This window comes from Streptomyces sp. NPDC058464 (genome assembly GCF_042721035.1).
Classification (GTDB): Bacteria; Actinomycetota; Actinomycetes; order Streptomycetales; family Streptomycetaceae; genus Streptomyces.
In genome coordinates this window covers 180559-204524 of the sequence record NZ_JBHXMA010000006.1, presented here as the reverse complement: position 1 = coordinate 204524, position 23966 = coordinate 180559, and the positions used below count along the sequence as shown (strand labels likewise).

Genomic DNA, 23966 nt, shown 5'->3' with positions numbered 1-23966 from the left:
AGGCACTGGTCAGCCCGCGATCGAGTCCAGCTGCTCGGCGGCCGGCCGCAGCGCCCAGAGGTCACCGCCGGGCGGTGTCTCCAGCCGCCGTACCGCCTTCTGGGCCGCCTTGTCGCCCGCGTCGGCCGCCGCGTGCACGACGTCGCTCGCCGCGTAGCGGTGGAACTCCAGCTCCGGGTACGGCCAGGCGGCCGCCCCGGTCGCGGCCGGCAGCAGGTAGTCCACCGCCTTGAACAGGCTCTGTCCGTCCGGCCCCCGGTAGCTCCAGAGGTTCACGCCGACGTGCCGGCCGATGGCCGCGAGCCGGGTGTAGGCGACCAGGTCGAAGGTCGAGTAGTGCCAGCTCCTGGTGCGGGCCAGTTCCTGCGGCTGGCTGCCGTCCCCCGAGATCTGCGGGTCGATCCGCTTCGTCCGCGCGTCCAGCACGGTCTGCCGGGCCAGCGCCTTGTCGCCGGTCGCGTAGGCGAGGGCGGCGAGCTGCATGTCGTAGAAGGTGCCGTGGTTGTTGGCGGCGGCCCCCTCCTCCTTGCCGAAGTAGCTGTTCTCCAGCCAGCCGAGGAAGTCCGTGTTCCAGCTCCGCATCCCCGCCCGGTCCCCGGCGCTCCAGCCGGGTGCCCCGGTGCCGAGGATCGCCAGGGCGTCGACCACGCTCGTGTACGACTGGGAGAAGTCGATGATCCCGATGGCCCGGCCGTCGTACTTGCACGGGATGAACTGGGCGTGGTTCAGGTTCGGGTTCATCCGGGTCGCCGGGTCGAGGAACCAGGTGCGCAGGATCTGCCCGGCCTTCTCGGCGTACTCCCGCTTGCCGGTGTAGTACCAGGCCAGGGAGAGGTCGTACGTCGAGTCGAAGACCTTCTCGACGTCCTGGCGGTCGGTGCCGCTGTCGACCTCGGGATTGCGCTGGCCGTCGCGCTGGACGTAGGGGCAGCCCCAGGGGTTGTCGGCGGTGGGGGTGGTGGTGGGCCACCAGTAGGGGGCCTGGCTGAGGTAGTCGTGGACGTCGCCGCCCGGGGCGGGCTTGGGCTTGTCGACGACCGTCCAGGGGCCCTGGTCCAGCCAGGTGTCGGCGCGGGTGGTCAGGTCGCGCAGCGCGCGCCGCAACTGCGGGTCGCCGTCGCGCAGTTCGGCCTTGGTGTGCTGGAGCCGGGCGCCGTCGAGGACGGCGGTGTCCGGGACCTTGGGCGCGGCGTGCGCGGAGGGGACGAGGACCGCCCCGAACGCCACCAGGGTCGTCAGCAGCACGGCCGCGCGGGATCTTCCACTCATCGAGTACTCCGATCAACCTGAAATCAGATATATGAACTCAGTTCATGAGTAGGACCGTGCGAGCGTAGAACCGCGAGGTAGCCGTGACAATGGTTCGGACCAGATTCACGTACAAGGAAAGCGAAGCCCACCATGGATCTCGGTGTGCGCTGGAAACTGCACGGCGACGGGCGCACGCCCGCGCCCGGAGCGGTGGTACGCCCCGACGAACGGCTCTCCTGGCCGCGCACGGTCGGGCTCGGCGCCCAGCACGTGGTGGCCATGTTCGGCGCCTCCTTCGTGGCACCCGTTCTGATGGGCCTGGACCCCAACCTCGCGATCATGATGTCCGGCGTCGCGACCGTGCTCTTCCTGCTGGCGACGCGCGGGCGGGTGCCCAGCTATCTGGGCTGTTCGCTGTCCTTCGTCGGAGTGGCCGCCGTCATCCGCGCCCAGGGCGGCACCAGCGCCACCGTGACCGGCGCGGTCTTCGTGGTCGGCGCGGCGCTGTTCCTGGTGGGGGTGGCGGTGCAGCGCTTCGGGGCGCGGATCATCCACGCCACGATGCCGCCGATCGTCACCGGCGCGGTGGTGATGCTGATCGGCTTCAACCTCGCCCCGGTCACCGCCTCCACCTACTGGCCGCAGGACCAGTGGACGGCCCTGCTGGTGATGGCGTTCACCGGTCTGGCCGTCGTCTGTCTGCGTGGTTTCTGGTCACGCATCGCGATCTTCCTGGGCCTCGTCTTCGGGTACGCCCTCTCCTGGGCCCTCGACCGGATCTTCGGCCGGATCCACTCCATGAGCCCGAGCGGCAAGGTCACCGACCACTGGCGCCTGGACCTCTCCGGTGTGGGCAAGGCCGACTGGATCGGGCTGCCGTCCTTCCACGGCCCGTCCTTCCAGTGGTCGGCGATCCTCGTCGCGCTGCCCGTCGTCATCGCCCTGGTCGCCGAGAACACCGGGCACATCAAGGCCGTCGGCGAGATGACCGGCGACCCCCTCGACGACAGGCTCGGCACGGCGATCTCGGCCGACGGCGTCGCCTCCATGCTCTCCACCGCCGTGGGCGGCCCGCCCAACACCACCTACTCCGAGAACATCGGCGTGATGGCCGCGACCCGCGTCTACTCCACCGCCGCCTACTGGGCCGCCGCGGGCTTCGCGCTGCTCTTCGGCGTCTGCCCCAAGTTCGGCGCGATCGTGGCCGCGATCCCGGGCGGGGTCCTCGGCGGCATCACGGTCATCCTCTACGGCATGATCGGCCTGCTCGGCGCCCAGATCTGGCTGCACGCCGAGGTCGACCTGCGCAACCCGCTCAACCTGGTCCCGGCCGCCGCCGGCATCATCATCGGCGTCGGCAACGTGAGCCTGAAGTTCTCCGACACCTTCTCCCTCAGCGGCATCGCCCTCGGCACCCTGGTGGTCATCCTCGGCTACCACGCCCTGCGCGCCCTGGCCCCGGCCCACCTCAAGGGCGGGGAACCGCTCCTCGACGAGGGCACCAGCTCCTACGACGACACCCGGCCGTAGGCACGCGGTCCCGCCTCCCGAGCTGCGGGTCCGCGGCGGGTCCGTTCCCCCGTTCCGGGGAAGCGTCGGGCCCGTCGGCACGCGCGCCGGGCCGGGGCTGGGACCCTTCCCCCATGGCGCAGTCGCACCACCTCACGCACCACCTCGCGCACCACCTCACCGCTCCGGTCGGCACCGTCGTCGCCCGCATGCGCACCCTGGACGCGGACCTGCCCGAGCGGGACGGCATCGCGGTCTTCAACCGTGTGTACCTCGCCGTCACGGAGGAGGTCGAACGGCGCCTGGACGCGGGCCGGTTCGCGGACCCCGGGGCCGCGGCCACCCTCGACGTGCGGTTCGCCGAGCGCTACCTGGCCGCCGTGGACACCGAGGCGGCGGGCCGCCGACCTCCGGCCTGCTGGCGGCCGTTGTTCCAGTTCCGCCGTCATCCCGGGGTGCGGCCGCTGCAGTTCGCGCTGGCCGGCATCAACGCGCACATCGGGCACGACCTGGCGCTGGCCGTGGTCGAAGCCTGCCGCACGCTCGGCTGCGAACCGGCCGACCTGGAGGACGAGTTCGACCGCGTGGGCGACCTCCTCGTCTCGCTGGAGGAACGCATCCGCGAGGATCTGATGCCGGGGCCGGACGTGCTCCAGATCGCCGATCCGCTGACCCATCTGCTCGGTGCCTGGAGCCTGGAGCGGGCCCGGGACGCGACCTGGGCGGCGGCTCGGGCGCTGTGGGCGCTGCGCGGGTTCGAGGACCTGGTCGAGGAGTTCACCGAACGGCTGGACGCGGCCGTCGGTCTGGCGGGTCGGATGCTGCTCACGCCACTGCGCGACTGAGGTGGCCGGTTCCGATCGGCCGTGAGCCCTCGCCGGAATCCCCGGACCCCCGCCTTACGTTGACGGCAGGCACCCGACTGCAAAGGAGCACCGGCATGACCACCCGGCTCGGCCTCGGCCTCCCCCAGATGCGGCAGTACTCCCTCGGCACCGACGTCCCCGACGTGGCACGCGCCGCCGAGCAGATCGGCTACGACAGCCTGTGGGTCTTCGAGCGGGCCCTGTTCCCGGAACCCGCCACCCAGGGCCTCTACAACGTCCCGGGCCTCCCCTGGCCCGACGAGTACCGCAGCGTGGCAGAGCCTCTGGTCACGCTGACCCTGGCCGCCGCGGCCACCGAGCGGGTCCGGCTGGGCAGCAGTGTGCTGGTGGCGCCGCTGCACAACCCCTTCCAACTGGCCAGGTCCCTCGCCACGCTGGACGCGGCGAGCGGCGGCCGGGTGCTGGCCGGCTTCGGCACGGGCTGGTCCCTCGACGAGTACGCGGCCGCCGGAATCCGGCCGTTCGAGGAGCGCGGCAAGGTGCTCGACGAGCTCATCGACGTGTGCCGGGCCGTGTGGGGCCCCGACCCGGTGCGTTACGACGGACAGCTCACGAAGATCGCGTCCGCCGTGGTCGGCCCCAAGCCCGCCCGGCCGATCCCGATCCTGCTGGCGGCGTCCAACAAGAAGGCCCTGACCCGGCTGGTCGACCGCGCCGACGGCTGGCTGCCGGTGGGCATGGGCGCCGAGCAGCTCGCGGCACAGTGGCAGGGCGTGCAGGAACTGGCCGCCGAACGCGGCCGGACGGAACCGCTCCAGACGGTCGTGCGGGTCAACGCCACGTACACGCCGAAGGCGTACGACGGCTCCGACCGCCGCCCCTTCCAGGGCAGCGTCGACCAGATCGTCGAGGACCTCGTGGCGCACGCGGCGGTCGGCCTGGAGGAGATCCTGATCGACCTCGAGTCCACCCCGCGGGACGCCCAGGAGCTCAAGGACGTCGCCGCCGAGGTGTACGAGAAGGCGCGGGCGGCCGGGGTCTGAGGACTCCCCGGGAAGTGCCGCTCAGGTCGTCGCTTGCCGTTGGCGCCGTCGTGGCTGGTCGCGCAGTTCCCCGCGCCCCTTCGGGGCGCTCAGTCCTCGGGAAGTTCGACCGGTGCGATCTCGTCGTAGACGTCGCCGGGGCCGGGGTTGGCCGCGTCGGTCGCTCCGCCGAAGTGGTGCATGACGCCCCAGACCGCGTTCAGCGCGGTCTGGACGGCGCCCTCGGCCCAGCCGGCCGTCCAGGAGATGTCGTCGCCCGCGAGGAAGATGCCCCGCTTGTCGGCGGGCAGCCGGTCCTGCATGAAGTGGGTGAACAGGCGCCGCTGGTAGCGGTAGTGGCCGGGCAGGTTGGCCTTGAACGCGCCCATGAAGTAGGGCTCGTTCTCCCAGGAGACGGTCACCGGGTTGCCGATGACGTGCTTGCGGATGTCGACCTTGGGATAGATCTCGCCCAGCGACTTCAGCATGACCTCCATCCGCTCGTGCGCGGACAGCGGCAGCCACTTCAGGCTGTCGTCGCACCACGTGTAGGAGAGGCAGATGACGGCGGGCCTGTCCGGGCCGTCGTCGAGGAGGTAGGTGCCGCGTGTCATACGGTCGGTGAGCGTCATCGACATGACGTCTCGGCCGGTGTCCTCGTCCTTGTCCAGCCAGAAGGGCCGGTCGACGGGCACGAACAGCTTCGAGGACTCCATGTAGTGGGTGCGCTCGATCGCGGTCCAGTGGTCGATCGGGAAGAGCGAGTCGTCGCAGGCGATCTTGGAGAGCAGCATCCACGACTGGGCGGTGAAGATCGCCGCCTGGTAGGTGCGGATGTCGCCGTTCGCGTCCGTGACCGTGATCCGGTTGCCGGTGGTGCGGTGCATCCGGGTCACGGCGGGGCGGGGCTCGCCGTTCTCGTGCAGTTTCGCGAGCGACGTCCCGTACGCCCAGTGCACGATCTTCTCCGGCTCGCGCTCCCAGAGCCGCAGCGGCAGCTGCTGGGAGCCGCCGACGATGCCGCGGTGGTGGTCGTCGGCCTCGGTGTAGACGACCCGCAGGATCTCCAGGATGGAGTTGGGGAAGTCGGTGTCCCAGCCGCCGGTGCCGAAACCGACCTGGCCGAAGATCTCGCGGTGCCGGAAGGACTTGAAGGCGTCGGAGTCGCAGAGGAAGCCGTAGAAGGTCTGGTTGTCGAGCTTCTCGACGAGCTTCGCCCAGATCTCGCGGATGCGCGGCACGTCCCGCTCACGCATCGCGCGGTTCATGTCGGAGAAGTCGGCGCCCTCGTCCAGGCACTTGTTCCAGGCGGCGGCGACGTCCCGGTAGACCTGCGGGAGATCGTCGATCGTCTCGGCGTAGTGCGACTCGCCCTTGAGGTCGACGACGGTCGAAGGGGTCGCCTCCGCGAGGGGGTTGGGGAAGGGCCGGGTCTGAAGGCCCACCAGGTCGATGTAGTGCTGGAGGGCGGTGGAGGAGGGCGGGAAGCGCATCGCGCCCATCTCGGCGGTCAGCGACGGGTCGCAGCCCTCGAAGCCGACGGTCCGCAGCCGGCCGCCGATCTCGTCGGCCTCGTAGACGACGGGCTTCAGGCCCATCTTCATCAGCTCGTACGCGGCCACGATGCCGGACATGCCGCCGCCGATGACGGCGACCTCGGTGCCGTGCTCGGTCGCGGGTATCTGGCCGAGGCCCGCCGGGTGGGCGAGGAAGTCGTCGTAGGCGTAGGGGAAGTCCGGGCCGAACATGGTGATCGGCGGCTGCTGCGCGTCGGTGTGCTCGACGGCGTTGGGCACCGTGGACGTCATGGGGTACGGACTCCTTGCGAAAAGCGAAAAGTAGTGAAAAGTCTTGAGAAGGGCGGGGAAGGTCAGGCCAGGGACCCGTAGAGGCCGGGGCGGCGGTCCTTCAGGTACGGGTTCGCCTCGCGGGAGGCGGCGAGGAGGGCGGGGTCGACGTCGGCGAGGACCAGCTCCTCACCGCGGCCGGCCCGGGCGCGGGCGACCCCGTCGGGTCCGGCCAGCGCGGACAGCCCGAAGAACTCGAACTCGCCTTCCTGGCCGATGCGGTTGGCGTAGGCCACGTACATCTGGTTCTCCCAGGCCCGCACCGGGACCAGGGACTCGGCGACGAGCTCGAACGGGTGCATGTTCGCCGTCGGGACGAGCAGCAGGTCGGTGCCGGCCAGGGCGTGGGCGCGGACCAGCTCCGGGAACTCCACGTCGTAGCAGATCATGATCCCGACGGTGAGGCCGTTCAGCTCCGCCTGGACGACCGGCTGGTCGCCCGGGGTGAAGTGGTCCCGCTCGAAGCCGCCGAAGAGATGGGACTTGCGGTAGTTCGCCAGCCGGGTGCCGTCGGCGGAGATCAGCTGGGCCGAGTTGTGGACGGTGTCGCCGTCGCGCTCCGGGTAGCCGTAGGCGATCGCCAGGCCGTGCCGGTGGGCCAGCTCGGCGATCGCATCCGCGCTGTCGCCGTCGGCGGGCTCGGCGAGGCGGGCGATGTCGTCGCCGATCGCGTAGCCGGTCAGGAACATCTCCGGGGCGACCAGCAGCGCGGCGCCCGCGGCGGCGGCCCGGCCGGCGGTCTCGTCGAGCACCTTGAGGTTCTCGACGGTCGAGCCGGGGCGGCCGGAGCTCTGGAGCAGGGCGGTGCGCATGCGGGTCCTCACCGGGTACGGAGGGGTCTGGGGGCCAGTTAGACCGTACGGTCGGCGGGCCGGGCCGGACAAGAAGGAGCCGTTGCGCGCCGGTGAGCGGTTCGTTGCGTGCGCCGGGTGCCCGGCGGCGATTCGTTGCGCGGGGCCGGGGCTCAGATCTCCCGCAGCCGCTCCACGATCTCCTTCAGCAGCTCGGGGTCGGCGCCCGGACCGGCCGGCTCCACCCGGCGCGGCGCGTCGATCCGCACCAGGCCGGCCTCGGCGAGGTCGCCGAGCAGCACGCGTACGACGGTGAGCGGCAGGTCGGCGTCCGCGGCGAGCTCCACGACCGGCCGGGCGCCGCGCCGCACCAGGGCGAGCAGGGCGGTGCGGGCATGGTCGACGTCGGGCCGGCCCGTGTCCGCGTCCGTGTCCACAGCCGTGACCTGGGACATCAGATCGATGGAGTGCCGGCCGGAGGGTTCGGTACGGCCCCGGGTCACGGTGTAGGGGCGGACCAGCGAGCCGGTCTCGTCCTCGTACCAGTGCTCGTCGCTCACCGCGGTCGTCAGGGGGCCGAGCGCGCGGCGGCGTCCAGGTGCCGGCCGAGGCGACGGACGAGCAGGGCCATCTCGTGGGCCAGCTGGCCGACGTCGGTACGGACGTCGCTGAGGACGGCGAGCCGGCTGCCGTGTCCGGCCGGGGTGACGAAGAGATAGGCGTCGTCGAGCATCACCATGGTCTGCCGCACCTCCCCGGCGCCGAACCGGTCCCCCGCCGAGCGGGCCAGGCTGTGGAAGCCGGAACAGACGGCCGCGAGGTGCTCGATGTCCCGCCGCCGCATCCCCTCGGAGTGGCTGAGCGGCAGCCCGTCGGCGGTGAGCAGCACGGCCTGCCGGACGTGGTCGGTCCGGGCGACGAGATCGTCGAGAAGCCAGCCGAGATCGCTTCCGGGCCGATCCGACCCGGCGCCGGGTCCCGCGTCGGCGGGGGGCTGTGGGCCGGAGGCGGAGGCCGGGGCCGGGGCCGAGGCCGAAGCTGGGGCCGAAGCCGGGGCCGAGGCCGGGGTGGAAGCCGACGCCGGAGTCGGGTCGGGTGGCTGGGGGTGGTCGTCACTGGTCATCGTCGGCACGCGTCCCTTCCTCGGTGTGGTTCGGCTCCTCGGGTCCGGTCGGCACTCCCCTGCGGCCCCGGTCCAGGCCGCGCTGGAAGGCGCCGAAGACGGCCCGCATCTCGTCGGCGTCCAGATCGCGCGCGACCGGCCGGTCGGGAGCGGGCGGGCCCGCGCGCAGTTCGGGCGCGAGGGAGGTCTGACGGGTGCGGGTGGGCAGGGCCGGCGAGGTTTCGGGCGACGGGTCGTCCGACCGGGCCGCGGGCGCCTCAGGAGACGAGGCATCCGTTCTGCCCTGCGGCGACTCCGCCTCACAGTCCGTACGGCGCGCGCCGTGCGCCGCCGCCTCCCCGGCGGCCGCCGCACCTCCGGCCGCCGCACCTCCGGCCGCCGTAGCGCTGGCCGCCGCACCTCCGGATGCCGCACCTCCGGATGCTGTGCCTCCGGCCGCCGTAGCGCTGGCCGCCGTACCTCCGGCCGCCGTACCTCCGGATACCGGCAGCACGCCGACCGCCGATGCCGGTCGGTCTCCCCCGGGTGCGGGTGCGCGCCCGTGTTCCGCCGCGGCTGCCCGTCGCCCGAACTCGCCTCCCCGGCGGCCGCCGTCCGGCTCGACCTCCGCCAGCACCGCCCCCGGCAGCAGCACCACCGCCGTCGTCCCCCCGTACGGCGACTCCCGCAGGGTCACCTCGATGCCGTGCCGGGCGGCCAGGCGGCCCACGACGTAGAGGCCGAGCCGGTCGTGGCGGGTCGGGTCGAAGGCGTCGGGGTCGGTGAGGGTGCGGCGGGCCCCGGCGAGCTGGTCCGCGTCGAGGCCGAGGCCCCGGTCGTCGATCTCCAGGGTGAAGCCGTGGCCGACCCGGCCGGTGCGCAGGGTGACCTGGGTGTGCGGCGGCGAGAACACCGTGGCGTTCTCGAGGAGCTCGGCGAGCAGGTGCACGACGTCGGCGACGGCGTCCGCGGCCACGCCCACCTCGGGCATCGGCGGCACCACGACCCGCGGGTAGTCCTCGATCTCGCCGACCGCCGAGGACACCACGTCGGCGACCGGCACGGGCCGCCGCCAGCGCCGTCCGGGGGCCGCGCCGGAGAGGATGATCAGGCTCTCCGCGTGCCGGCGCATCCGGGTGGTGAGGTGGTCGATGCGGAACAGCTCGCCCAGGACGACCGGGTCGTCGGTACGCCGTTCCAGCGTGTCGACGAGTTTCAGCTGGCGGTGGACGAGGGCCTGGTTGCGGCGGGCGATGTTGAGGAGGACCGCGAACAGGCCCCGCCGCAGCGTGGCCTGCTGGACCGCGGCCTCGACGGCGGCCAGCCGCGCCCGGTTGAACGACCGGCCGACGTCGCCGATCTCGTCGTCCCCGGCCTCGCCGGCGGCCAGCGGCGGCGCCTCGGTGACGGCGTCCACGTCCTCGCCGGCGCTCAGCCGCTCCACCAGGGCGGGCAGTTGGCGCGCGGTCAGCAGGTCGGCCGCGTCCCGCAGGGTCTCCAGGCGGCGCGAGATGCGGCGCGCCCCGCGCACCGCGAACCACAGCGACAGGCCCACCGCCGCGAGGCCGGCCACGCCGACGACGGCCGCCTTGGCCAACTCCCGGTAGGCGAAGGCCCGTCCGCGAGCGGCGGAGTTCTCGGCCGAGTGCGTGCACAGCAGCATGTACTGCTCGACGGCCCGGTCGGTGGTCGACCGCCAGGTGCCCGCGGCGACGGCCGCACCGGCCCGGTCCGCGCCCGCCCGCAGCAACGCGTCCTCGCCGCTGACCAGCGAGCGGTGCAGCGCGCCGTGTTGGAACGTCTCGAAGAGCGCCCGTGAGTCCGCCGGCAGGTCCGGGACGTAGGTCCGCTCGAAGACCCGCCGGTCCTCGATGGTCGCGGTGAGGGTGCCGTACTGCGCGTCGGTGAGCCGTCCGGCGGCCCGCGCCCCCGCGACCAGCGCGTCCTCGCGCGAGACGAACTCCCTGACCCGCACCAGCTCGACGACGACCTGGGACTCCCGGGCCAGCTGTCCGGCCTGGAGCGCGGTGAGGGTGGACTCGACGTCGAAGCCGGGCGCCACGAGGTCGCTGTAGCCGGCCACGGCGCGGTCCCAGGAGATCTTCCGGGACAGCACCTGCCCGCGCAGGCTCTCCAGCCTGCCGGTGGCGGTCACCATCGCGTCGAGCGCCTGCCGCTGCCGGTCGCTGAGGCGCCCGCGGTCGCCGTCCCGGATCGCGACCCGCATGGCGTCCACCGCGCGGTCGGTGCGCCGCTGCTGGGCGAGCAGGTCGGCGGCGGCCGCGGTGTCCAGTCGCGCGCCCAGGTAGGCCGCCGACAGCCGCCGTTCGATCTGGATCTGCCCGACGGCGGTGTCGACGGGGGTGCCGAAGTCGTCGTACACCCCCTGGAGCCGGATCAGCGCGCGTAGCTCGGCGGTGACGGACACCATGGCGAAGCTCCACAGGGCCGTCAGCGCGACGGCCGGGGCGAGCGCGAGCGCCACGATCCGCGCACGGACGGTGGTGGGTCGGCCGAGGGGCCAGCGCATGGGTTACCTACCGGTGTTACCAGCCAGTAAGGGGGCCCGCACAACTTACGGGACCGTCACCCTGACCGCAATGGTTGCCCCGGGTAACCCCTGGTTACGGCTCGACGGCGAACGTGGTGACGACGGCCGCGTGGTCGGAGGGCCAGTCGTTGCCCGCCGCCTCGGGCCAGGGCGCCGGGGAGCCGGTGACCCAGGTCCGGGAGTCGAGTACGCGCAGCCCCCTGTGCAGCACGTAGTCGATCCGGTCCTGCGGTTCGGGCCGCCCGCTGCCGTCCTCGTGGACGGGGTGGATCGGCGACCAGGTGTGGCCGGGCGCGGCTGCCGGGTCCGGGTGCGCCTCCCGGTAGGAGTCGCGGAACCCGGCCTCCTCGGCGGCCCTGGTCACCGGCCATGCGACCGCGGCCCAGTCCAGGTGGGACGGGCAGTTGAAGTCGCCCACCAGCACCACGGGCACGCCTCCGTCCCCGATCCGCCGCAGGGCCTCCGCCATCTGCCCCAGCCGCACCTCCTCGTGGGCGATCAGCTCGTCGGCGCCGAGCCCGTCGAAGTGGAACTCGTAGGGCCCGTACGGCGTGTAGTGCAGGTGCACGGTCCAGATCTCGACCTCGCGGCCGGGGCGGACGGCGATCCGCACCCCGGCGGCTCCGTAGAAACCGACGTCCGGGTCGCCCAGGCGGGCGGTGATCGGGTAGCGGCTGATGATCCCGAGGTTCTCGCCCGCCGTGTGGTGGTGCCAGCCGAGGGCCTCGGCGAGCTCCCGCGCGCTGGTCCCGGCGGTCTCCTGGAGGCCGACGACGTCCGCGCCGGCGTCCATGATCGCCTTGACCTGCTTGGCGCGGTGGTCGTCGATCCGGCCGCCGCCGAGCCACAGGTTCCAGGACATCACCCGCAGTTCCGGTACGGCCATCTCGCTCAGCTCCTTCGGGGTGACCCCGACCAGCGTGTCACGGACGGTCCGGCCGGGCGCGCCGCCGATCGGGGCGAGCGAGGGCACGGCCAGGACGGCACAGCCGGCGGCCTCGGCCGAGGCGACCCCGGTCTCGGTGTCCTCGACGGCGACACAGGCCGCCGGGTCGACGCCGAGGGCGCGGCAGGCGGCCAGGTACGGGTCGGGGGCGGGCTTGGTGCGTCCGGTGTCGTCGGCGGTGACCGAGGCGGCGAACCGGCCGGCGCCGAGGGCGTCGAGGACGAGGTCGGCGACCGCGCGTGGGGACGCGGTGACCAGGGCGGTGGGGACGTCGGCCGCGGCCAGCGCGTCGAGCAGGTCCAGGGCGCCGGGGCGGGGCACGATGCCGGTGCGGACGCGGTCCGCGAACTCCCGGTGCAGCCCGGCCGCCAGAGCCGCGGCCGGGCGTCCGGTGGCCGCGGCGAGCCAGTCGGCGGTGTGCTCCACCGGCCGGCCGAGCACCTCCGGTTCGTCGGCCTCGGTGAGCGGCCGCCCGGCGACCTGTTCCACCGCCTCCCACCACAGTCGCTCGGTGTCGACGAGCGTTCCGTCCATGTCGAACAGGACGGCCTGGAGCGGGAGTCGCGGGTGGGGGGTCACGTTGTCGTCATTCCTCACTGATGGCTGGTGAATGCACCACTGGCTCGTGAGTGCACCGCTGGCTTGTGGACGCGTTACTTCTGGGCGCGCTCCGCCACGAGCACCGGTCGCTCGGGCAGCGACACGCTCACCGCGGATCCGGCACCCAGGTCGGCGGCGTCGTGGGCGGGCAGGTCGGCCTTGGCCTCGGTGCCGTCCGCGAGCCGTACGGTGACCCGCACGACCGCGCCCAGGAAGGCGGTGGCGACGACGGTGGCCGTACCGGCCCCGTCCGCGCGCACCTGGACCGCCTCGGGCCGCACCAGCACGTCGACCTCGCCCGCGCCCGGCGCCTGCCCGTCGGCCGGCAGCCGCTGCCCGAGCACCTCGACCGTGCCGTCCTTGACCGTCCCCGGGATCCGGCTCATCGTGCCGACGAACTCGGCGACGAAGGCGGTGGCCGGACGGCCGTACAACTCGGCGGGCTCGGCGCACTGTTCGAGCCGCCCGGCGCGCATCACGGCGACCCGGTCGGCGATGGACAGCGCCTCCTCCTGGTCGTGCGTCACGAACAGGGTGGTGATGCCGAGCTCCAGCTGAAGCCGGCGGATCTCCTCGCGGAGGCTGAGCCGGACCTTGGCGTCCAGGGCGGACAGCGGCTCGTCGAGGAGGAGCACGCGGGGTCGCAGGGCGAGGGCGCGGGCGAGCGCGATGCGCTGCTGCTGGCCGCCGGAGAGCTGGTGCGGGAACCGCTCCCCCTTGTCGCCGAGCCCGACAAGCTCCAGCAACTCGGCGGCGCGAGCCCGCCGTTCACTCGTGCGCACCTTGCGCATACGCATACCGAAGGCCACGTTGTCGACGGCGTTCAGATGCGGGAAGAGGCTGTACGACTGGAAGACCATCCCGGCGTCACGGCGGTGGGCCGGGACGTGGGTGACGTCCTCGCCGTCGACCAGGACGGCGCCGGAGTCGGGGTGCTCGAAGCCGGCGAGCATGCGCAGCGCGGTGGTCTTGCCGCAGCCGGACGGGCCGAGCAGGGCCAGGAACTCGCCCGGCTGTACGGTCAGGTCGAGTCCGTCGAGGGCGACGGTGGCGCCGAACTCGCGCCGCAGCGACCGGAATTCGACGGTCGCAGCCTTCTCAAGGGTGGCGGTGGTCATGGTGTGTCATCCCCGGGAGGAAGCGGTTCGGTCACGGCCGCCGGCACCGGCGAGCGCGAGGAGCAGGGCCCAGGTCACCAGGAGACTGAGCACGGAGACGGCGACGGACATCTGGGCCTGGGAGCCGCCGACGTTGTAGATCCACACGGCGAAGGGCTGGTAGCCCAGCAGCGAGGCGACCGTGAACTCACCCAGCACAAGGGCCAGGGTGAGGAAGGCCGCGTTGAGCAGCGCCCCGCGCAGGTTGGGCAGCACGGCCCGCACGAGCGCCTGCGGCCAGTTCGCCCCGCAGCTGCGGGCCGCCTCGACGAGGGTCCGCACGTCGATCGCGCGCAGCCCGGCGTCCAGCGCCCGGTAGACGAAGGGCAGGGCCATCACGACGTACGCGAGGACCAGGACGACCGGGAAGGTCGGGTTCTGGATGGCGACGAAGGTCTCGAACAGCGGGGTCCGGGAGAGGTAGTCCGGGCCCCACTTGAGCACGGTCGCGATGCCGGCGACGAACGCGATCGGCGGCACCACCAGCGGCAGGGAGCAGAGGATCTCGACGACCGGGCGCAGCTTGGGCGCGCTGAGCCGCAGGGCGACCATGGCGGGCACCATCAGCAGCAGCACGACGGCGATGGTGGCGACGGCCAGTTCCAGTGAGAGGACCAGACTGGAGAGGAAGCCGTCGGCGGACAGGATCTGGCTGTAGGCGTCGAAGGTGACGCCCTGGCCGGGCACGTCGACCGTGAAGACGACGGAGGCGCCCAGCGGGACCAGGAAGTAGAGGGCGGCCAGGCCGAGGACGGCCCAGCGCCAGGGGGTCAGGCGTCGAGCCATCGGGCGCTCCGTCGTTGCAGGGGCAGGTACAGGGCCATCACCACGCCGGCCACCAGCACCATGTCCAGGCTCAGGGCGAGGGCCACGTTCTCCTGGCCGACCAGGACGTTGCCGGAGATGGCGTCGGCGATCTGGAGGGTGACCAGCGGGACCGCGCTGCCGACCATCGCGGCGGCGGTGGCGTAGGCGGCGAAGGCGCTGCCGAAGAGCAGCACGAGCCCGCCGAGCAGCGAGGGCGCGAGGACCGGCAGGGCCACGAACCGCCAGTACTGCACGCCGGTGGCGCCGTTGTTGAGGGCCGCCTCCCGCCACTGCGTCCGCAGCCCGTCCAGGGCCGGGGTGATGGTGAGGACCATCAGCGGGATCAGGAAGTACAGGTAGACGAGGACCAGGCCCCAGAAGCTGTAGAGGTTCCAGCCGTGGTCCGTGAGGTGCAGGTGTGTCGTCAGCACACCGGCGTTGCCGAGGGTCGCGACGAACGCGAACGCCAGCGGCACACCGCCGAAGTTGGCGAGCACGCCGGAGGCCGTGAGCACGGCCTCGCGCAGCGCCCGGGAGCGCGAGCTGACGACGGCCTGCGCGAGCGGCAGCCCGAGGGCGGCGGCGATGAGGGCGGAGAGCGCGGACAGCTTGACGCTGCCGACGAGGGCGGTGAGGTACGGCCCCTGGAGGGAGTCGCTGAGGTTCCGCCCGGTGTACGAGGACACCCCGCTCGTCGGGTCCTTGACGGTGAACGCGCCGTTCAGCATGGCCACGGCCGGCAGCCCGAAGGCGACGGCCGTGAAGGCGAGGAGCGGGACGACGGCGAGCCAGCCGGGGGCGCGGCGCCGCCGCTTCTGGGAAGCGGCGGACGCCACGTCGGCCCGCGTGAGCGTGGCCGTCATCCGGAGACGGCCTTCGACCAGCCCGTCGCGAGGACCGTCTTGGCCTTGTCCTGCTGGGCCTCGGTCGGGAAGGTCGGCGTGCCGGTGACCGCGGGGAGCTTGGCGGCGGCGGTCTTGTCCAGCGTGCCGGCCTTCTCCATGGAGCTCATCAGGACCGGGCGGGCGTAGCCCTTGAGCCACAGGTTCTGGCCCTCGGTGCTGTACAGGTACTCCTGCCACAGGCGGGCGGCCGCCGGGTGCGGGGCGTCCTTGTTGATGGCCTGGGAGTAGTACTGGGCGTACTGCCCGTCGCTCGGGATGGTGACCTTCCAGTCGACACCCTTGGACTTGAACTCGTCGGCGTAGCCGGCGTTCAGGTAGTCCCAGTCGATGGAGATGGGCGTCTCGCCCTTCTCGACGGTGGCCGGGGTGGACTCGACGGGCGTGTAGTTGCCGTTCTTCTTCAGCTTGGCGAAGAAGTCGAGGCCGGGCTGGATGTCGTCGAAGGAGCCCTTGTTGGCGAGCGCCGCCGCGTACACGCCACCGAACGCCGAACCCGACTTGGTCGGGTTGCCGTTGAGGGCGACCTGGCCCTTGTACTCCGGCTTGAGCAGGTCGGCGAAGGTGGTCGGGCAGGTCTTGACCCGCTTCGCGTCGCAGCCGATGGAGATGTAGCCGCCGTAGTCGTTGTACCAGCGGGCCTGCGGGTCCGCCTGGCCCGTGGGGATGTCGGAGTACGAGGTCACCTTGTAGGGCGCGAGCAGCCCCTGCTGGGCGGCGCTGAGCGCGAACGACGAGCCGAGGTCGAGCACGTCCGGCGCGCGGTCCTGGCCCTTGCGCGAGGTCACCGCGGTGATCTCGTCCTGGCTGGAGCCGTCGGGGCTCTCGTCCTCGATCTTGATGCCGTACTTCTTCTTGAAGCCGTCGATGATGGCGCCGTAGTTCGCCCAGTCGCGGGGCACCGCGATGATGTGCAGCGTGCCCTCCTTCTTGGCGGCGGCGACCAGCTTGTCCATGCCGCCGAGGTCGGCGGCGGAGGCGGCGGTGGCGGCGTTCTTGCCGTCGGAGGTGGTGGACGACGTGTTGTCGGGGGCGGCGCCGCAGGCGCTGAGGGCAAGCGCGGCTACGGCGGCGAGGGAGCCGCCGAGGAGGGCGGTTCTCGGCAGGGACACGGTCACGGTCTCTCCAGGAGTACACACGAGGGTGGGTGGCGCTGTGGGTGGCACCGGGCGAACTTGTCTGAACAAGTTGGCCCTAGTACGCCCGGCGCGGGTGTCGGGAATGTGAACACCGCATAAACCATGAGCCCCAATTCCCTGCACAGTCCTGGCCGGTTCGGGGCTGACACGAATCACCCAGGAGCGTCGATTACCCTGGTCACGCTGTGCACAGCCGCCTACTCAGAGGGGAAGCATGACGGCGCGACACGAGGAGATCGCCGACGAGCTGCGGCGCGCCATCGACCGTGAGGAGTACACCGTGGGCAGCCGGCTGCCCTCGGAGACGGAACTCGCCGCGGAGTACGCCGTCTCCCGCGGGACGGTCCGGCAGGCGGTCGCGGCGCTCACCGCCGAGGGGCTGATCGGCTCCCGCCAGGGCGCCCGCCGGGTGGTCCTGGCCAGCCGCCGCAGCCAGAGCTTCGCGGAGCTGCGCAGCTTCGCGCAGTGGGCGAAGGCGATGGGCCGCGAGGCGACGGGACACGTGGTGTCCCAGGACTACCGGCCCGCCGCCCAGGAGGACGCGGTCCGCCTCCAGCTCCCCGCCGGAACCCCGGTGTTGCACGTGCTCCGGGTGCGGGGCCTGGACGGCGAGCCGGTGTTGCTGGAGCGGACGGTGTACGCGGACTGGATCTCCCCGGCGGTCGAGGCGATAGAGCCCGAGTGCCCGTCGGTCACCCAACGGCTCTACGAGGAGACCGGGTTGGTCTTCGCGTACGGCGAGCACGTGATCGACGCGGTGGCGGCCGGGGCGCAGGACGCGGAACTGCTCGGCATCCGCCGCACGAGCCCGCTGCTGCGGGTACGGCGCGTGACGACGACGCGGGAGGGCCGTCCGGTGGAGTGGTCGGACGACCGCTACCGCTCGGACGCGGTGAGCTTCAGCGTGCACAACTCCATCGGCAACAACGCCCTGGCCAGGAAGACCGCGGAGTAGGAGCGGTGCGGGCCGTGCGGGGCGTCTTCGACGGTGCTCACGGGTTCCTGAGATAGCGGTCCGTCTCCCAGGTGGTCACCTGGGTCGTGTAGGCGTGCCACTCGGAGTCGGCGAGCACGGCGTGGTCGTGGACGACGTCCTCGCCGAGCAGCGCGGCCAGCCGCCGGTCGGCACGGGCCGCGGCCGCCGCCTCCGCGAGGGTGGCGGGCAGCGGCGCCGGGGCCCGGTCCGCGGGCGGCAGGTCCAGGCCGTCCTCCAGGCCCGCGGCGACGGCGGCGAGCGCGGCGGCCAGCGCCAGGTACGGGTTGGCGTCCGCTCCGGGGGTGCGCAGCTCGATCCGGCTGGAGTGCGGGGTGTCCACCAGCGAGCGGACGGCGACGGTACGGTCGTCGCCGCCCCAGTCGGCCCGGTGCGGGGCGTAGCCGCCGGGCTCGAAGCGCTTGTACGAGTTGACGGTGGGCGCCCCGAAGAGGGTCAGCCCGGGCAGGTGCCGCACCAGGCCCGCCACGGCGGCCCGCGCGGTCCTGCTCGCCGCTCCCGCCTCGGGCGCGAACGCGGGCTCGCCGTTCTGCCACAACGACAGGTGAATGTGCGCGGAGCTGCCCGACCGCCCGTTCAGCGGCTTGGCCATGAAGGTCGCCAGCAGGCCCTCGCGGCGGGCCAGTTCACGTACCGCGTAGCGCAGCCGGAAGGCGTCGTCGGCCGCGGTCAGCGCGTCCTGGTGAGCGAGGTTCAGCTCCACCTGGCCGGGCCCGTACTCGGTGAGCACGCTCTCGACGGGCACGAACGCGGTCAGCTCGTCGGTGAACCGGCCGAGCAGCGGGTCGAGTTCGTTCGCCAGCTCCAGCGAGTAGGCGTGCAGGCCCTGCGGGAGCGGACCGCCGTCCGGGCGCAGCAGGTAGAACTCCAGCTCCAGGGCGGCCCGGACGCCGTACCCGAGCCCGGCCAGGTGGTCCAGGACCCGGCGCAGCACCGCGCGGGGCGAGGCCGGCGAGGGCGCGCCGTCGTGGCCGTACACGTCGGACAGCACCTGTCCCGCCCCCGGCCGCCAGGGCAGCGGCCGGTAGGTGGCCGCATCGGGTACGGCGTAGGCGTCCGGGTAGCCGCGCTCGGGGGCGCCGAGTCCGGCGGCGGTCTGCACCTCGCCGAGGGCGTTCCAGGCGAGCGAGCCGTCGCAGAAGCCGACGCCCCGGCCGGCGGCGGCCTCGGGGTAGCGGGCCGCGGGTATCCGCTTGCCCTGTACCCGGCCGTAGGGGTCGGACCAGGCGACCTCGACCTCGCGCAGGGAACCGTCGGCGAGCGCCGCGGCGAGGGAGCCGTTCGGCTGCTTCTGCTGTGTCATGCGGGCTGCTCCTCGGCCGTCGCGCTCGGATGGGCGCTGATCGTACGGCTGCCCAGGGCGCGGACCAGGGACAGCCGGCCCGCTCCGGAGGCACCCGAGCGGTGCGCCCGGCTCAGCCCGGCGCACCCGACGAGAAGCGCCGCAGCAGCGGGGACAGCACCAGCACCGACTTGGTCCGCTCCACGAACGGCTCCCCCGCGATCCGCTCCAGCACCCTCTCGAAGTGCCGCATGTCGGAGGCGAAGACCTGCACGACCGCGTCGGCCTCACCGGTGACCGTCGACGCGGCCACCACCTCCTGGTAGCGCTCCAGGCCCCGCTGGATGGTCTCCGGGGACGTGTTGCGTCGGCAGTAGATCTCGACGAACCCCTCGGTCTCCCAGCCGAGGGCCGCCGGATCGACCCGCACGGTGAACCCGGTGATCGCCCCCGTGGCGCGCAGCCGGTCCACACGCCGTTTCACGGCGGGCGCGGACAGGCCGACCAGTTGCCCGATGTCCGCGTAGGAGCGGCGGGCATCCTCGGCGAGGGCGTGCACGATGCGTTCGTCGAGATCGTTCAGCAAGGGGTCGTTCAGCTCTCAGGTGGTGCAGGACGGGACCGGCGACAGCCGTACACGAAGTAGAACACGAGCCCGACGGCGCCGACCCCCTAGCTCCAGCTCGCGTGCAGCGGCTTCCCCTCCGCGTACCCCGCCGCGCTCTGGATCCCGACGATCGCCTTCTGGGCGAACTCCTCCAGCGACCCGGCACCGGCATAGGTGCACGACGACCGCACGCCCGCGATGATCGAGTCGATCAGGTCCTCCACGCCCGGCCGGGCCGGGTCGAGGAACATCCGGGACGTGGAGATGCCCTCCTCGAAGAGCGCCTTGCGGGCCCGGTCGTAGGCCGACTCGTCCGACGTGCGGTTGCGCACCGCGCGCGCGGAGGCCATGCCGAAGGACTCCTTGTACAGCCGCCCGTCGGCGTCCTGCTGGAGGTCGCCCGGGGACTCGTAGGTGCCCGCGAACCAGGAGCCGACCATCACGTTGGACGCACCGGCGGCCAGCGCCATGGCGACGTCACGGGGGTGCCGGACACCGCCGTCGGCCCAGACGTGCTTGCCGTACTTCCTCGCCTCGGCGGCACACTCCAGGACCGCCGAGAACTGCGGCCGGCCGACGCCGGTCATCATGCGGGTGGTGCACATGGCGCCGGGGCCCACGCCGACCTTGATGATGTCCGCGCCGGCGTCGACAAGGTCCTTGACCCCTTCGGCGGAGACGATGTTGCCGGCCGCGATCGGGACGTGCGGGTCGAGGTCGCGGACCAGCTTGATCGCGCTGATCATCGACTCCTGGTGGCCGTGCGCGGTGTCGATGACGAGCGTGTCGACGCCCGCGTCGAGCAGCTGCTTGGCCTTGTCCGCGAAGTCGCCGTTGATGCCGACGGCGGCGGCGATCCGCAGCCTGCCCTGGGCGTCGGTCGCCGGGGTGTACAGGGTGGCGCGCAGGGCGCCCTTGCGGGTGAGGATGCCGGCCAGCTTGCCGTCGCCGTCGACCGCCGGGGCGTAGCGGCGGTTGGCGCCGTCCAGCTTGTTGAAGGCCTCGCGGGGGTCGATGTCCGCGTCGAGCAGCAGCAGGTCGCGGGACATGACCTCGGCGAGCTGCGTGAAGCGGTCGACGCCGGTGAGGTCCCGGTCGGTGACGACACCGACGGGGCGGCCGTCCTCGTCGACGACGACACCGGCGTTGTGCGCCCGCTTGGGCAGCAGGGCGAGCGCGTCGGCGACGGTCTGGTGCGGGGCCAGCACGATCGGGGTGTCCAGCACCAGGTGCCGGCTCTTCACCCAGGTGATGACATCGGTGACCACGTCGATCGGGATGTCCTGCGGGATCACGACGAGTCCGCCGCGCCGCGCCACCGTCTCGGCCATCCGCCGGCCCGCGATCGCGGTCATGTTCGCGACGACCAGCGGGATCGTGGTGCCCGTGCCGTCCGGCGAGTTGAGGTCCACGCCCTGACGCGAGCCGACCGCGGAGCGGCTCGGCACCATGAAGACGTCGTCGTACGTCAGGTCGTACGGGGGCTGGAGGTCATTGAGGAAACGCACGTGCCGCACATCCCGGTCGATCAGAGGTGACCCCCGGACCGGCCGGCCAGGGGGAAAAGCACGTACTTCATTCTCCCATGCGGACCGGTACGTCATGCCCGGGACGAAGGTCCAGGCAGGTCAGGGCTCATTTGGAGGAAACTACGGGAGCAACGGTGAGTTCACTGAGGGGCCAGGGTGACGGTCAGCGCGGGTTCGTCGGCGGACGCGTCGGTGAACACCCGCCGGGCCGTCTCCCACTCGTCCGGTCTGGTCCGCGCGTATCCCTGCCACCCGGTGACGACGACCAGGAGCCCGCGTCCGACCGCCTCCGGCGGCCACAACGAGGTGTCGCCGAGGCTCTCGGTGAGGGCGTCCCAGTTGCGCCCGAACCAGTCGGGCAGCCCGAGGCCGGAGGCGACCCGCTCCATGAGGCCGGCCTTGTCGGCGACCCCGGTGAGGTCGAGCGTGAGCAGATGCGGGCTCGTCGTCATCTCAGTGGCGTCCAAGTGAGGAGGTGGGACCGGTCTGTTCGGCCAGCCAGGCCGCCGCCGAGCGGGTCCAGGTCGAGGCCTCGCCCGCGCCGTGGGCGAGGCCCAGGCTGTGCGGACCGTGGGGATAGACGTGCACGGTGTGCGGCACGTCGTTGGCGGCCAGGGCCGTGGCCAGGCGGTAGGTGTGCTCCGGCCAGACGTACGGGTCCTCCGCCGTGTGCCAGAGGAAGAACGGCGGCGCCGCCGGGGTCACCAGCGCGTCGAGCGAGGTGGCCCGGCGCAGCTCCGGCGAGGCGTCCTCGCCCAGCAGGACGATCCGCGAGGGCCGGTAGGTCTCGGTCTCCATCGAGGTGATGGCGTAGCCGAGCACGGCGAACTGCACCGACGTCCGCACGTCGTGGTCCGCGGCCAGGGCCGCCAGACCCGCGAGATGCCCGCCCGCCGAGAACCCCACGAGCCCGATCCGGTCGGCCCCTTCGGCGCGCAGGCGCCGGATCTCGGCGCGCAGCGCCTCCAGGGGCACCGGATGCCGGACGTCGAGGGGGTAGCGGAAGACGCTCGCCGCCAGGCCCAGCCCCAGCCCGGTGAGCCACTCGGCGACCGGCTCGGCCTCGTGTCGGGCGTGCTGCACGTAGCCGCCGCCCGGCAGCACGATCACATGCGCGGACATATCTGTGTCATTGTCCTCTCTGGCCGGCTCCGGGGAGCGCGGGCAGGTCGTCAAGGAAGTCGTCGGACGGCACGAAGAAGAGGGTGCCGGTGATCGCGGTGGAGAAGTCGAGGATCCGGTCGTGGGTGGCGTCGGCGGTGCCGAGGAACATGTTCCGCAGCATCTGCTCGATGACGTCCGGCGTCCGGGCGTACCCGATGAAGTAGGTGCCGAACTCGCCGCCGCCGGGGCTGCCGAACGGCATGTTGTCCCGCAGGATCTGCTGTTCCTCGCCGTCCGGTCCGGTGATCGTGTTCAGGTCCACGTGGGAGGCGGGCTCGCCCAGTTCGAGGTTGGTGGCCTTGGTACGCCCGATGATCCGCTCCTGCGTCTCGGCGGGCAGCGCGTTCCACGCGTCGAGGTCGTGGACGTACTTCTGCACGATCACATAGCTGCCGCCGGCATGGCCGGGGTCCTCCGCCCCGATCAGGACGGCCCGCCGGGCGGCGGCGCCGACCGGGTTCTCGGTGCCGTCGACGAAGCCCAGCAGGTCGCGGGCGTCGAGGTACTTGAAGCCCGGCACCTCGTCCTCGACGGTCACCGCCTCGCGCAGCCGGCTCATGAGCTCGGCGGCGAGTCCGAAGCACAGGTCGAACCGGGTGGCCCGGATGTGCAGGAGGAGATCGCCGGGGGTGGCGACCGCGGTGTGCCGGGACCCCTGCAGCGGCCGGAAGGGGTGCAGGCCCGCCGGGCGGGGGTGGTCGAACAGGCGGTCCCAGGCCGCGGAGCCGATCCCCGCCACACAGCTCAGCGCGGCTTCCGGGGTACCGAACCCGAAGCTGCGCTCCAGCGCGCGGAGATCGCCCAGCACCTCCCGTGCCGTCTCCTCGCCGCCGGGGCGGACGGTGAGCACCAGGAAGATCGCGGCGGTGGTCAACGGGCCGAGCACCGGCTGCGGTTCGGCTCCCGGCACGGACTGGGGTTCAGTGGTCAACGCGTCCTCCCGATGCGATCGGCACTCGGCCTGTCGTACACATACTCGGGGTTGACGGCGTTCAGTCGATGAAGACGCTCCACGCGACGGCGTTGAGATTGTCGGAAAGAAAGATGTCCGTCCCGCCGATCCGCTTCTCCCAGCCCGTCGGCATCAACTCGGCGGCGCGGGCGACGACCCTGTCCATCCACACCTTGAGCTGCGCCTGCTTGTTGTTGTCCGGGAGCCCGGCGCCGGCCTCCCGCAGGTCGACCGTACGCAGCGCCTCGGCCGCGGCGGAGCGCAGGTCGTGGAGGTACTCGCGGTTGGTCTGCACGTCCTCGGGCGTGCCGAAGAGGTCCATGTGTCCGGAGACGACGGTGTCGAAGTCGTACTCCAGCATCTGGTCCATGGCGTCGAAGTACGCGGGCACGTGGGCGGCGAAGAGCAGGCGGAAGAACGGCGCGTTGCGGACCGAGAAGCTGTCGATCGCGGCCAGGACCCGCTGTTCCGGGAGATGGATGAAGAGGTTGCCCGCCTGGTGCCAGTCGCCCTTGTACTCCAGGACGATCCGCTCGCCGTCGACGGTCAGCTCGTGCCGGGTCCCGCTGAACGTCTCGGTGGGCAGCGGCCGCCTGCTGTCCCGCGCCTCTTCGATGAACCTGCCGGTGAGCTCGTGGGCGACGATCCGCACGCCGTCCCGGGCCAGCAGGTGCGCGGCGCCGATGTGATCGGCGTGCGCGTGGCTGTAGATCAGGTGGGTGACCGGCCTGGGGGTCACCTCCTCGATGCCCTGCAGCAGCCGGTCGTCCAGGTCCAGCGGGGCGTCGACGACCACCACGCCCTTCCTGGTCACCAGGAACACGGTGTTGTCGACGCCGCTGGTGACGCCGTAGGCACCACCGCCCAGCTCGGTGACCAGGTAGCCGGACGGGGGGATGTCCGGACCGCGGGCGAAATCGGGGATGGGGGCGAATGCGGTCATGGTGGTCTCCTTCTGCCGTGAGTGCGGCTCGCGCACCGACCGAT

The 23966-nt window shown here is 72.4% G+C and carries 21 protein-coding genes and 1 pseudogene; 4 read left to right on the top strand and 18 right to left on the bottom strand.

Annotation, left to right across the window (positions count from 1 at the left end):
* Nucleotides 1-9: 9 nt before the first annotated feature.
* Nucleotides 10-1269, bottom strand: a complete 1260-nt coding sequence (locus ACFWPQ_RS11295) for an alginate lyase family protein (RefSeq protein WP_384032229.1) — start codon at nucleotides 1267-1269, stop codon at nucleotides 10-12.
* Between the two features lie 132 nt (nucleotides 1270-1401).
* On the opposite strand from ACFWPQ_RS11295, the gene ACFWPQ_RS11290 reads away from it, so the two are divergent.
* From ACFWPQ_RS11290 to ACFWPQ_RS11280, 3 genes are all read left to right on the top strand, one after another.
* Entirely contained in the window at nucleotides 1402-2781 is a 1380-nt protein-coding gene (locus tag ACFWPQ_RS11290; protein WP_384032227.1) for a uracil-xanthine permease family protein, read from the top strand.
* A 113-nt stretch (nucleotides 2782-2894) separates the two neighbouring features.
* Nucleotides 2895-3605, top strand: coding sequence for a DUF5995 family protein (locus ACFWPQ_RS11285; RefSeq protein ID WP_384032225.1), 711 nt, complete (start codon nucleotides 2895-2897; stop codon nucleotides 3603-3605).
* Nucleotides 3606-3700: 95 nt separating this feature from the next.
* On the top strand, nucleotides 3701-4630 hold the full coding sequence (locus tag ACFWPQ_RS11280; protein WP_384032223.1) for an LLM class F420-dependent oxidoreductase: 930 nt from the start codon (nucleotides 3701-3703) through the stop codon (nucleotides 4628-4630).
* 89 nt (nucleotides 4631-4719) lie between these two features.
* Here the strand turns inward: ACFWPQ_RS11280 and ACFWPQ_RS11275 are convergent, their stop codons facing one another.
* The 10 genes and pseudogenes from ACFWPQ_RS11275 to ACFWPQ_RS11230 all read right to left on the bottom strand — a co-directional run bounded on the left by ACFWPQ_RS11275 (nucleotide 4720) and on the right by ACFWPQ_RS11230 (nucleotide 16430).
* Complete coding sequence (locus ACFWPQ_RS11275) at nucleotides 4720-6417, bottom strand: flavin monoamine oxidase family protein (protein WP_384032221.1); 1698 nt, start codon at nucleotides 6415-6417, stop codon at nucleotides 4720-4722.
* Nucleotides 6418-6479: 62 nt separating this feature from the next.
* Nucleotides 6480-7268: a carbon-nitrogen hydrolase family protein gene (locus ACFWPQ_RS11270; RefSeq protein WP_384032219.1), complete on the bottom strand. Its 789-nt coding sequence runs from the start codon at nucleotides 7266-7268 to the stop codon at nucleotides 6480-6482.
* A gap of 152 nt (nucleotides 7269-7420) precedes the next feature.
* Nucleotides 7421-7807, bottom strand: a complete 387-nt coding sequence (locus tag ACFWPQ_RS11265) for a DUF742 domain-containing protein (RefSeq protein ID WP_361299073.1) — start codon at nucleotides 7805-7807, stop codon at nucleotides 7421-7423.
* Nucleotides 7808-7815: 8 nt separating this feature from the next.
* Nucleotides 7816-8202: pseudogene (locus tag ACFWPQ_RS11260) on the bottom strand (roadblock/LC7 domain-containing protein); the annotation flags it as partial.
* Nucleotides 8203-8359: 157 nt separating this feature from the next.
* The gene (locus ACFWPQ_RS11255; protein ID WP_384032217.1) at nucleotides 8360-10879 is read right to left on the bottom strand and encodes a nitrate- and nitrite sensing domain-containing protein; all 2520 of its coding nucleotides are present in this window, start codon (nucleotides 10877-10879) and stop codon (nucleotides 8360-8362) included.
* A gap of 94 nt (nucleotides 10880-10973) precedes the next feature.
* Nucleotides 10974-12425, bottom strand: a complete 1452-nt coding sequence (locus ACFWPQ_RS11250; RefSeq protein ID WP_384032215.1) for an HAD-IA family hydrolase — start codon at nucleotides 12423-12425, stop codon at nucleotides 10974-10976.
* 74 nt (nucleotides 12426-12499) lie between these two features.
* Nucleotides 12500-13564, bottom strand: a complete 1065-nt coding sequence (locus ACFWPQ_RS11245) for an ABC transporter ATP-binding protein (RefSeq protein ID WP_384032213.1) — start codon at nucleotides 13562-13564, stop codon at nucleotides 12500-12502.
* 6 nt (nucleotides 13565-13570) lie between these two features.
* On the bottom strand, nucleotides 13571-14389 hold the full coding sequence (locus tag ACFWPQ_RS11240) for an ABC transporter permease (RefSeq protein WP_384032212.1): 819 nt from the start codon (nucleotides 14387-14389) through the stop codon (nucleotides 13571-13573).
* A complete protein-coding gene (locus tag ACFWPQ_RS11235; protein WP_384032210.1) occupies nucleotides 14374-15273 on the bottom strand; it encodes an ABC transporter permease in 900 nt (299 codons plus the stop codon). Before ACFWPQ_RS11235 ends, ACFWPQ_RS11240 begins: the two co-directional genes overlap by 16 nt.
* The gene (locus ACFWPQ_RS11230; protein WP_384032208.1) at nucleotides 15270-16430 is read right to left on the bottom strand and encodes an ABC transporter substrate-binding protein; all 1161 of its coding nucleotides are present in this window, start codon (nucleotides 16428-16430) and stop codon (nucleotides 15270-15272) included. The genes ACFWPQ_RS11235 and ACFWPQ_RS11230 overlap by 4 nt, the downstream gene beginning before the upstream one ends.
* 235 nt (nucleotides 16431-16665) lie before the next feature.
* Between ACFWPQ_RS11230 and ACFWPQ_RS11225 the strand changes: the two genes are divergently transcribed.
* Nucleotides 16666-17406: a GntR family transcriptional regulator gene (locus ACFWPQ_RS11225; RefSeq protein WP_384032206.1), complete on the top strand. Its 741-nt coding sequence runs from the start codon at nucleotides 16666-16668 to the stop codon at nucleotides 17404-17406.
* Nucleotides 17407-17443: 37 nt separating this feature from the next.
* Here ACFWPQ_RS11225 and ACFWPQ_RS11220 read toward each other — a convergent pair whose 3' ends face one another.
* From ACFWPQ_RS11220 to ACFWPQ_RS11190, 7 genes are all read right to left on the bottom strand, one after another.
* Nucleotides 17444-18748 (bottom strand): glutamine synthetase family protein, encoded by a 1305-nt coding sequence (locus tag ACFWPQ_RS11220; RefSeq protein WP_384032204.1) that lies wholly within the window; start codon nucleotides 18746-18748, stop codon nucleotides 17444-17446.
* 112 nt (nucleotides 18749-18860) lie between these two features.
* A complete protein-coding gene (locus ACFWPQ_RS11215) occupies nucleotides 18861-19313 on the bottom strand; it encodes an Lrp/AsnC family transcriptional regulator (RefSeq protein WP_046726552.1) in 453 nt (150 codons plus the stop codon).
* An 86-nt stretch (nucleotides 19314-19399) separates the two neighbouring features.
* Nucleotides 19400-20842 carry a GuaB1 family IMP dehydrogenase-related protein gene (locus ACFWPQ_RS11210; RefSeq protein WP_384032202.1) on the bottom strand — a complete coding sequence of 481 codons (1443 nt, stop codon included), beginning with the start codon at nucleotides 20840-20842 and terminating at the stop codon, nucleotides 19400-19402.
* Between the two features lie 161 nt (nucleotides 20843-21003).
* Nucleotides 21004-21315 (bottom strand): barstar family protein, encoded by a 312-nt coding sequence (locus tag ACFWPQ_RS11205; RefSeq protein ID WP_361299041.1) that lies wholly within the window; start codon nucleotides 21313-21315, stop codon nucleotides 21004-21006.
* A 1-nt stretch (nucleotide 21316) separates the two neighbouring features.
* Nucleotides 21317-21985 carry an alpha/beta hydrolase gene (locus ACFWPQ_RS11200; protein ID WP_384032200.1) on the bottom strand — a complete coding sequence of 223 codons (669 nt, stop codon included), beginning with the start codon at nucleotides 21983-21985 and terminating at the stop codon, nucleotides 21317-21319.
* A gap of 7 nt (nucleotides 21986-21992) precedes the next feature.
* The gene (locus tag ACFWPQ_RS11195) at nucleotides 21993-22958 is read right to left on the bottom strand and encodes a Dyp-type peroxidase (protein ID WP_384032198.1); all 966 of its coding nucleotides are present in this window, start codon (nucleotides 22956-22958) and stop codon (nucleotides 21993-21995) included.
* Between the two features lie 61 nt (nucleotides 22959-23019).
* Nucleotides 23020-23922 (bottom strand): MBL fold metallo-hydrolase, encoded by a 903-nt coding sequence (locus ACFWPQ_RS11190; RefSeq protein ID WP_384032196.1) that lies wholly within the window; start codon nucleotides 23920-23922, stop codon nucleotides 23020-23022.
* Nucleotides 23923-23966 lie beyond the last annotated feature (44 nt).